This is a genomic window from Pseudoalteromonas sp. P1-26, from assembly GCF_001401795.1.
GTDB lineage: Bacteria > Pseudomonadota > Gammaproteobacteria > Enterobacterales > Alteromonadaceae > Pseudoalteromonas.
The window spans coordinates 80,212-89,840 of sequence record NZ_LKDX01000015.1; the positions used below are offsets into that span (position 1 = coordinate 80,212).

Annotated in this window: 8 protein-coding genes; 7 read left to right on the forward strand and 1 reads right to left on the reverse strand. The window is 41.9% G+C overall.

What is annotated here, in order from left to right; translation table 11 throughout:
• The first annotated feature begins 149 nt into the window (after positions 1-149).
• Positions 150-2,075 carry a methyl-accepting chemotaxis protein gene (locus AN394_RS09805; protein ID WP_055021394.1) on the forward strand — a complete coding sequence of 642 codons (1,926 nt, stop codon included), beginning with the start codon at positions 150-152 and terminating at the stop codon, positions 2,073-2,075.
• Positions 2,076-2,181: 106 nt separating this feature from the next.
• On the forward strand, positions 2,182-2,655 hold the full coding sequence (locus AN394_RS09810) for a peroxiredoxin (RefSeq protein ID WP_055021395.1): 474 nt from the start codon (positions 2,182-2,184) through the stop codon (positions 2,653-2,655).
• 88 nt (positions 2,656-2,743) lie between these two features.
• On the opposite strand, the gene AN394_RS09815 is transcribed toward AN394_RS09810, so the two are convergent.
• The gene (locus AN394_RS09815) at positions 2,744-4,879 is read right to left on the reverse strand and encodes a S8 family peptidase (protein WP_055021396.1); all 2,136 of its coding nucleotides are present in this window, start codon (positions 4,877-4,879) and stop codon (positions 2,744-2,746) included.
• 323 nt (positions 4,880-5,202) lie between these two features.
• On the opposite strand from AN394_RS09815, the gene AN394_RS09820 reads away from it, so the two are divergent.
• The 5 genes from AN394_RS09820 to AN394_RS09840 all read left to right on the forward strand — a co-directional run bounded on the left by AN394_RS09820 (position 5,203) and on the right by AN394_RS09840 (position 9,351).
• The gene (locus AN394_RS09820; protein WP_054563381.1) at positions 5,203-6,387 is read left to right on the forward strand and encodes an NAD(P)/FAD-dependent oxidoreductase; all 1,185 of its coding nucleotides are present in this window, start codon (positions 5,203-5,205) and stop codon (positions 6,385-6,387) included.
• 233 nt (positions 6,388-6,620) lie between these two features.
• Entirely contained in the window at positions 6,621-7,307 is a 687-nt protein-coding gene (locus tag AN394_RS09825; protein ID WP_055021397.1) for a hypothetical protein, read from the forward strand.
• A gap of 382 nt (positions 7,308-7,689) precedes the next feature.
• On the forward strand, positions 7,690-8,286 hold the full coding sequence (locus AN394_RS09830) for a HEAT repeat domain-containing protein (protein WP_055021398.1): 597 nt from the start codon (positions 7,690-7,692) through the stop codon (positions 8,284-8,286).
• Between the two features lie 257 nt (positions 8,287-8,543).
• Positions 8,544-8,891: a hypothetical protein gene (locus AN394_RS09835; protein ID WP_055021399.1), complete on the forward strand. Its 348-nt coding sequence runs from the start codon at positions 8,544-8,546 to the stop codon at positions 8,889-8,891.
• Between the two features lie 106 nt (positions 8,892-8,997).
• Positions 8,998-9,351, forward strand: coding sequence for a hypothetical protein (locus AN394_RS09840; RefSeq protein WP_055021400.1), 354 nt, complete (start codon positions 8,998-9,000; stop codon positions 9,349-9,351).
• Positions 9,352-9,629 lie beyond the last annotated feature (278 nt).

Genomic DNA, 9,629 nt, shown 5'->3' on the forward strand with positions numbered 1-9,629 from the left:
TACCATCCGCAATATTAAGCGAATTGGTATTTATTTAACCCTTTTGGGTTAGTTGCTATCGCTTTTACCTGTTATTTTTTATGGTTTACATCAAATTGTCATAAAAGGTTAATATTCTACGCGCGTAACGTTACTTGGGAATATCGTTTATGCGCGTGTCATCATTTACTCGGCTATTGGCCGTTTTACTCACACTCGCCAGTATCTTACTGGCAGCCACCCTGTTCTGGGCTAGTCAAACCTTACTCGGCTTAGAGCAGCAAGATAACGCTTATAATAAGCTGAAAAACACCATCATTATTGATTTAAAAAGTTACCTTGATGATTATTTAGAGCAAGGTGACAGCCAACACTTAAATAAAGCCTCAACGCTGATAAGTGATGTTAAAAAGCAGCATTTAGCTGAGCTACCAAATGATTTAGCGGGTCAACTAAATAGCCAACTGACAGCCCTCGATAAAGACATTAACGGTAAGTATCGCGCTTTAGGTAAGCTATCGGGTAACGAAATGGCACTGCTCGATAACTCGTTAAGACAAATGGCAGGCTCTGCCTCATCATTAATTGGCTATGCAAGTAAAGCCGAGCCGCAAACAGCGCTTGCGCTTGAATATTATCAACTTGCTGCTGACTACTACAGCGAAGTGACATCACTTGCTTTATATACTTACAAGTTAGTGATCAACTTTGATCAAGACACTAAAAACAGCCTTAATCAAAGTGTTGAAAACTTAAATGCCCTTGCTACTAAAATCGACAGACTCGAAAACCTAGGTGTAATGAGTGAAGTGGATGAAGACGCTTTATTTTTTGGTGAAGAAGCAGAAGATTTAGCCGGTGATATTAAAGCTGAGTTAACAAGCTGGCCTAAACGTTTCCCTCGTGATTTAGCATCAACACTTGAGCAAGCTGAGCAACGACAAACTGGCATGCAAGCACTGCGTAAACAAATCGGCGCGCTTTCAGCAACGGTACTTGGTGCAGAGCAAAAACTAAAAGATGAACAAAGCGAGCTTAAGCAACAAGTGTTTATCGTGTTTTGTGTAGCCATTGGCATGCTGGTGGTTTTAGCGGCGGGGGTGTATTTCGTACAGCGTAACCAAGTGCTTAACCCTTTGCGCCAATTGCGTGATGGCTTTGCCTTCTTGATTGAAAGTAATGAGCTTAAAAACATTGAGAGTAAAAACCCGAAAACCGAAGTTGGTGAAATTGCTCATTACTTTAATCAATTGATTGAACGCCAGCGTGGTGAGGCAGAAGAGCGAGCACAAATGCTTAAGGTTATTAATGACTTTATGCTAGAGATGAGCGAGCACTTACATACCATTGCTCAGCAAACGGATGCCAGCCACTCTCAGGTTGAACAAAACCAAGGTTTACTTACTGATATTCAACACATTGGTGAGCAGGTCAATAACATTAATGGTCAAGTTGCTGATAACGCCAAACAAACCTTTGGTGCGATGGAGCAGAGCTTAGGCTTTGCCGACAGCATGTTAACCGCAAGCTCTCGCACTGAAGAGCGCGTTGAGCAAGGTCTAGCTAGCTTAAAAGAGCTATTAAAAGGCGTTGATGATGTTGGCCAAGTTATTGAGGTGATCAAAAACATTGCTGAGCAAACAAATCTACTGGCATTGAATGCGGCTATTGAATCAGCGCGGGCAGGTGAGCATGGTCGAGGCTTTGCGGTTGTCGCCGACGAAGTACGAAAGCTTGCCAGACAAACACAAGGCTCGCTTGATGATATCAACAATCAGCTAAACCGCCTAAGTGAAAACTCAACCATGGTATCAGAGCAAATTAGTGCACTGGCTACCGATGCCGAGCTACAAACACAAAATGCTCAAGAGCTTAAACGTAATTCAGAAGGCGTTGCCGATAACGCGCAAGATGCTAACAAGGTAGCGTTTGATGCTATGGAGCTTGCTAAACAGCAAAATGCCTTACTCGAAAACTTTAGCCAATCAATGCAGAGCATGAAAGGGCAGGTAAGTGAGTCAAACTCACTGGTTAGTGATATTCAGCACCGCCTACAAGAGCAAATGCACACCATTAAAACCAGCTTAGGTTTATAACTCTTCAAGGGGCGAGCAATGGTTTGCATTGTTTGCCCTTAAATCATGCGGTATTCAATTTTTTGGGTATATACTCTGTACTCTTATTTTCTTTCAAGGAATCACGATGATCGAACAAGGCCAAACTTTACCAACAACAAACCTAACAGAACTAACGAGCGAAGGAATGCAAACGCATTCAACAGAGGCATTATTTGCAGATAAAAAAGTGGTGCTATTTGCGGTGCCTGGTGCATTTACGCCAACCTGTTCAAACGCTCACCTACCTGAGTTTATTACGCTAGCCGATAAAATTACCGCTAAAGGCGTTGATGTAATTTACTGCGTATCGGTGAACGATGCATTTGTAATGAAAGCATGGGGTGAAGCTCATAACGCTGAGCATATTCGTATGTTAGCTGATGGTGATGCAAGCTTTACTAAAGCACTTGGTCTAGATAAAGACACTGCGAGTTTTGGTGGAATCCGTTCAAAGCGTTATGCGATGATCGTTGAAAACCAAACGGTAACAGGGCTTTTTGTTGAACAAGACAAAGAGTTTGTAGTAAGCCGCGCTGAAGCTGTGCTTGAAAAGCTTTAAGAGCAATTCGTTTTATTGATATAAGTACAAAAAAGCCGGACGTAAGTCCGGCTGAAAAGTCCCAGGGGGATACTGGGGAGATCAACTATTAAGGTTGATACTGTGCATCCAATGTTACACCAGAGAAAGTACGGTAAGCATTTAAGCTTAAGTGCCACGTACCTGCTTGTGGATTACTGAATGTACATGTTTCTGCGTTACCGTTTTTGTACGGACGACAGTCATAGCTAGATGACGTTGGTTGGCTACCAAACTTAACGAATAAGTCAGCATCACCTGAACCACCAGACGTTGTTACTGTGAAGCTTGCCATACCTGCTGGTACTTCTAGTGTGTAATGTTTCCATTGACCTGCACTTGCAGAGATATCAGTCACTGTGCCGCCACCTGCTTGTGGTGAACCTGAGCCTGAACCACCGCCAGAAGTTGTTAAATCACCCACAAGGCTAACACCTGAGTATGCAGAGTAACCATTGAGCATTACATGGTAAGTGCCTGCTGTTGGGTTATCGATAGAACATACTTCGTTGTTACCGCCTTTATACGGGCGACAATCATAGGTTGACGTTGTTGGTGCGCTACCTGCACGAACGTAAAGGTCAGCATCACCTGTACCGCCACTCATTGTGAAGGTTACGTTAGTCGCACCTGTTGGCACTTCCATTGTGTAGAAAGTTTGGCTGCTAGCAGAGCCACTTAAACCTGTTAGTGCTTGGCCATCTTCTAACACATTACCTGTTGGTGGTGGCGGTGTTGTGCCTGATGCTGCTGCCACAGCGGCTGCTGCATCAACAATACCTGTACCACAGCTTGTACATGTTGCTGGGAAAGAACGAGTTGTTGATTTTAAGATGCTTTCGATTTCATCTGGCGTTGCAGATGGTTTAGCTTGCTTGATTAGCGCTGCTACACCCGCAACATGTGGTGCTGCCATCGACGTACCTTGCGAGTAGTGATATGAATCGCTGCTTGGGCTTGTAGAGCCTGAGTTGTGTGTTGATAACACACCTTCAGAATCATTCGCAAAGCTTTGCGCGCCACCCGGTGCTGCAACATCAATGTTGCTACCGTAGTTTGAGTAATAAGCACGACCACCGTTACGACCAACAGATGCAACGTTTACAACGCCATTACAGTTACCTGGGTTGTAGTTTGCAGAGTTATCGTTATCGTTACCCGCAGCGATTACGATTACAGAGCCGTTGTTACGCGCTTGGTTGATAGCGTTTTGTGTTGTAGAGCTACATGAACCGCTACCACCTAAACTCATGTTAATAACATCAGCAGGGTTAGCATTTGTAGGTACGCCAGAAACTGAACCACCTGAAGCCCAGATAATACCGTCAGCGATATCAGAAGTTAAACCACCACATTTACCAAGTACACGTACAGGAACAACTTTTGAGTTGTAAGCAACACCGGCAACACCTTCACCGTTGTTAGTCACTGCTGCAACAGTACCCGCAACGTGCGTACCGTGCCAGCTTGAGTTTTGCGCACCATGTGTGTAACCACATTCGTTAGCGCTGATTGCATCACCTGGATCGCGTGCATCGCTATCACGACCACCCCCATCGTTAGCTACAGACACATTAGAGATCATGTCATAGCCTTGAAGGATGTTGGCATTTAAATCAACATGCGGACGGTAACCTGTATCAAGTACCGCAACAACGACACCGCTACCCGTTGCTGTATCCCAAGCCGTAGGAAGGTTAAGACCACCCGCTTGCTCGTAGTAGTGCCATTGGTCGTCATAACGTGGGTCGTTAGGCGTTGCAAATGGCTTTAACATTTGGTCGATTTCGATGTATTCAACGTTACCTGATGCAACCATCTCTTGCATGAATTCTTGTGCTTCTTGAGCTGAAAGTTTTTTATCAGCACGCATAACGTGGTGATTACTCATCGCCATTGCACGAACGTATTGCGCTTTTACTTTACCTTTTTTGCTGGTGAAGTTTTTAACAAAGCCTTTTGCTTTTTTGTTCATCATAGTCGGCGTTTGTTCTGCTGCCGACATCGTCATCATTTCATCACTGTTGTTTTTATACTTGATGATGAATTGTGTACCAAAGCCTTCTTGGCCTTGTAATTTCGCTGCAGTTTCCTGCATAGATGGTGACATTAGTTGGTTTGGAGTAGCCATTGCTGCCGTCGTCCCAAACAACGCAGTCAAGCTCAGTGCAATTGCGCACTTCTTCAAGTTGTTGTTAGTTGTCATAATGATCCCTAGATTGTTATGTAAATCTCCACGATATTTTTCGCGAAGGGGGACAAAGGTAAAATAAATGTAAATTTAGTTAAAATATCGTTTTATTATGGTTGTCTCTATTTTGGTTATAACTAAATGTATAGACGTCTAAAATAGTCTTTTTATGGTGCTTTTTAGTAGTTTTCTCATAATAAAGTTATAATTTTGTGGTTTTGAGTTTTTACTTTATTTCGTTTTTTGGTTTTATCTTTTTTGTAAAAACACCTCAGTGTTAACACAGCAGCGACAATAACTTGTTATAATCAGCTAAATTTTTTTAGTGAGTATGAGTAATGACCCAAGTAGATGTAATTGTGATTGGCGCCGGTGCCGCAGGTTTGATGTGTGCTGCACAAGCAGGCTACCGTGGTCGCAATGTTACTGTGCTTGATATGGGCAAAAAGCCGGGCCGTAAAATATTAATCAGCGGCGGCGGGCGTTGTAACTTCACCAATGAAAACGCAAGCCCAGACAACTACTTGTGTGGTAACCCTCACTTTGTAAAATCGTGTCTAAGTCGTTATACCCAGCATGACTTTATAGAGCTGGTGGACCGTCATGGCTTGGCCTATCACCATAAAACGCTGGGCCAGTTATTTTGTGATAACAGTGCACAAGATATCGTCGATATTCTTTTAACTGAGTGTGAGTGGGCGGGTGTTAACATAGCGCTGCGTAACGAAGTACTCAGCGTGACAAAAACCGATGCAGGTTATGAAGTTATTACTGAGCAAGACAGCTATCAATGTGAGTCGTTAGTTGTCGCATCGGGCGGATTAACCATGCCTAAACTTGGTGCATCACCAATTGGTTATAAAATTGCCGAGCAATTTGGGTTAACAGTGCTACCAACCATGGCGGCATTAGTGCCATTTACGTTGCACCAGCATGATAAAGATCGCTTTGATGGATTATCGGGGATCAGCATTCCTTGTCTGGTAACCAGTGAAGATGGCACCCAGTTTAAAGAAAACATCTTGTTTACTCACCGTGGCCTGTCGGGCCCAGCGATTCTGCAAATCAGCTCTTTTTGGCGTGCAGGGCAAACTGTGTACATCAACTTGTTACCCGAGCTCGATTTAAAACAGCAGCTTGAGCAGTGGCGTCAAAGCCAAGGGCAGAAGTCACTAAAAAATACCCTTGCGACAATTTTACCAAAACGCTTTGTTGAAATGCTGCACGACACGAAAGCGATCCCTGATTGCAATGTAAACCAACTAAGCCATGCGCAAATCGACGCATTACATGACTACATTCACAATTGGCAAATTAAACCCAACGGCACCGAGGGTTACAGAACAGCCGAAGTAACGCTTGGCGGTGTAGATACCGACGAGTTAAGCTCAAAAACCTTCGAAGCGAAAAAGTCACCGGGTCTTTATTTCATCGGCGAAGTCACCGACGTCACCGGTTGGCTAGGCGGCTACAACTTTCAATACGCCTGGAGCTGCGGCTTTGCAGCAGGGCAGTATTGTTGATTTGAGTTGCTAGTGGCTAGTTGCGAGTTTCTAGGGGAAAGATGTTAGTGGTCAGGTCATAGGAGCTAGGCTCTAGGAGCTAGGTGCTAAGTTAGCACTTGCTTGTAGGTCGTGCCTTAGCGCGAGGCTGTTATTAATGGAGTAATAGATGAATAAAGTATATAAATTTTATCCAGAATATGAAGATGAATTTATTACTCCGATTGATACCTCAGAAACGAGTTTATTATTCTATGAACAGCTTTAAAGCTTACTTATTACTTTGTTTTCTACTGGTGGTTACATGTCATACGTATGCTGATGATGTTAGTTGGCAGTGGCAATCAGATTTGGAAAAAGCGATATTGAAAGCCGATACCTCAGTGCAAAATATAGAGCTTGGTTCTTACTGGGATACACGTTATAGGGCTGCTGTATTTTCTGTTGCAAACTCAATATCAATCGGTTGGTCTAGTAGAGGGTTTAATCCAGAAATATACAATACGGTTTTGAATGATATTTGGAATAATACTAGTCAAAAGCACTTGCTAAATGACAACTTAATTCGCTTATCTTCTTTAACGTGGAGGTTAAACCTTAAGAATAGATGCTTTGATGCTAACGTGAATAAAAGCCGTGCTCGTAAGTACATCATTGAAATGATTAACTCGGATGAGAATGTTTTAAAGGATTCTGCAATCAGTGGGCTCGGGTTATTAGGCGAACGTGAAGATGTTGATATGTTGATTGAGCTATTGATTAACAATCAAAATACCTTTGTTGGCTCTTCTGCATTAAGCTCTCTTTTGCTTGTTGAAGGTGATTACGCGCTAGAAATGCTTAGAACTAATATGCAAAAAGTCTCCAATGATTCTCTAAAGCAGCAGATTAAGGAAGAGCTTAGCTTCATACGAGTCAGTGATGATAAGTGCGCTGAATAAAATCTATCGCATTCATAAAAAGTCAAACTATGCTGGTAGCACCTAGCACCTAGCACCTAGCACCTAGCACCTAGCACCTAGCACCTAGACAAGACTACTATAAGGTTACCCATTTATTTTTCATGCATATGATTGGCGATAAGTAGTTAAATAAAATCATTGGAGTTAAGCTAAATTATTTTCTGATGCCATGGGCGAGGTAGTGGCAAAAGAAAGACCTGACCCCATGAATTTCCTAGTATTAATAGTCGAAGAAAAGAGCAAGATAGTCTTAAGAAAGCTGGACAAAGTAAGCAATCAGATCAATATAAATCTCATGAGGCACGTGTTGAGTTTGAACAAAAGCAGTTAGATGAGTTAAACCAATAGAGTTAATATAATTATGGGCAGAAATATAACTAATGACAGTTCATTTGATGAATTATTAGAATCATTTTTAAGTGGCGATATAGAGGAGCTTTTTCATGACAAAGATAAAAGCTCTGTGCAATTAGGAAATTTGTTATGGGATAAAATGCCCTCTGTCAATCACATTAAGCCACTGTTCTATTCTCAATTTGAATCTTGTCAGTATTGGGGAACCTATATTGTAAACGAAGGAAATGATTATGGTAGGGAACTCATGGATTTAGCTATTTGTTTAGCTGGATCTCACTTTGCCACGGTTAGGTATAACATTTGTTCTGCTTTATGGGCTTTTTGGAATAATAGATATATAGAGGCACTCATTTTGTTTTTAAACGATAGAGATGAGCAAACTAGAATGGTCGCATTATCTCTGTTGGGACAAATTCCAGATAAAGACTTTGAATCAATTGTTTACAAGCTAAAAAAGGACGAATATACAGCTTGTAAACTTAGGCACTCTATTGAGTATTTTAGTGCCTTAAGAGCAAATAATGTTGAATCACTTAAGGGCATTATCCGTCATACCAATGACGAAGTTCTAAAAAAAGTAGAATTGTTGCGAGATAGTTAAAGGGGCTGGTGATTTATATAAACAGCATCAGTTTCTATCTAGTTTAACTTTGAATCACAACAAAAGCCTCGCACTCGCAGACCTAAGGTTTGCACTAGCGGGGCCTTTTTTTTCTAGCTGTGGTGGCTTGGAGTTTGTTTTCAAGACTGGCTAAGCTGCTCAATGAAAAGAACCGCTTGCTGGCATGGTGAGGTAGTGGCAAAAAGCAAAACCTGCTCCCATGTGTTTGAAGCGCAGTAAAAGGAGCATGATTTATAATGACTGAAATTACAAAAACTCAAAGATTGGTCTGTAATGAATTTAATGCTGACTTTGTATCATCTCCCGAAGATATGAAAGTTGGGATTTCTCGTAACGTCAAGCAAGGGGTTATTCCTATTAATGGACTAAGACACTCCCCTGAAGGAGATACAACAGGTTGGTACATTTGGGGGGGAGAAGAGTTTTCTGAAGAACCTGATTTTTTCGTTCCTCTTCATGTTGCTCATTTAGGTGAGTGGTGTCCTGATATCAAAAAGTATCTTGCGCTACCTCCGGGTTATAGGTTTTTAATCGCAGGAGATTATGTTGATGTTTGGTTTGATGAGTCTTTATTAAATATTTGACGACATAGTTTGAATTCTAAGCTTCGTACTCGCGGGGGCTTTTTGTTGTTTTCAACTTTGATGATATTCTCGATAGATTAATTAATTGTGTGGTATCCAATTTAAGATGAAAGGAATAACTCATCTGCTAGAAGTTCAACAGAAGTGTTGTGAACACTATAGTGCACAATATACACCAGTTGACGAGGAGCAAATGGTAGTAATATCTGACGGTGTATATGAGGGGCTGCCTTTAGAAGGAGTTCGTTACCCTTCACCGGACCATATGAGCGGTTGGTGGTTAACCACTGACGAATATAATGGAGATATTTCGAGTTTAAAAACGGTTCACTTTACTCATATTGTAAAATATAGACCTGAAGTAGCTATTTATATAGCTTTGCCACCTGGTTATCGATTCATGCTGGGTGGAGAGCAAGAACATGTTTGGTTTGATGAAGAAGTAGCAAACGACAAATAGATAATATCTTTTTAATTCAGAGCTTCGCACTCTCGGGCTTTGTTCTTAATAAACATGACTCAAAGAAGAAACTCTATATCTTATATTTTCGCCTAGCCCCTAGCCCCTAGCCCCTAGCCCCTAGCCCCTAGCCCCTAGCCCCTAAAACCTAGAATCAATTCTTGCCACCACAAATGACGCCCTACATAATTTTGATAGCTGATAGCTGATAGCTGATAGCTGATAGCTGATAGCTGATAGCTGATAGCTGATAGCTGATAGCTGATAGCTGATAGCTG

What these genes read in the sequence shown, in the direction of transcription:
- AN394_RS09815 (WP_055021396.1), bottom strand. Translation starts at nt 4,879, where the DNA reads ATGACAACTAACAACAACTTGAAGAAGTGCGCAATTGCACTGAGCTTG.
- AN394_RS09840 (WP_055021400.1), top strand. Translation starts at nt 8,998, where the DNA reads ATGAAAGGAATAACTCATCTGCTAGAAGTTCAACAGAAGTGTTGTGAA.
- AN394_RS09825 (WP_055021397.1), top strand. Translation starts at nt 6,621, where the DNA reads ATGAACAGCTTTAAAGCTTACTTATTACTTTGTTTTCTACTGGTGGTT.
- AN394_RS09805 (WP_055021394.1), top strand. Translation starts at nt 150, where the DNA reads ATGCGCGTGTCATCATTTACTCGGCTATTGGCCGTTTTACTCACACTC.
- AN394_RS09830 (WP_055021398.1), top strand. Translation starts at nt 7,690, where the DNA reads ATGGGCAGAAATATAACTAATGACAGTTCATTTGATGAATTATTAGAA.
- AN394_RS09820 (WP_054563381.1), top strand. Translation starts at nt 5,203, where the DNA reads ATGACCCAAGTAGATGTAATTGTGATTGGCGCCGGTGCCGCAGGTTTG.
- AN394_RS09810 (WP_055021395.1), top strand. Translation starts at nt 2,182, where the DNA reads ATGATCGAACAAGGCCAAACTTTACCAACAACAAACCTAACAGAACTA.
- AN394_RS09835 (WP_055021399.1), top strand. Translation starts at nt 8,544, where the DNA reads ATGACTGAAATTACAAAAACTCAAAGATTGGTCTGTAATGAATTTAAT.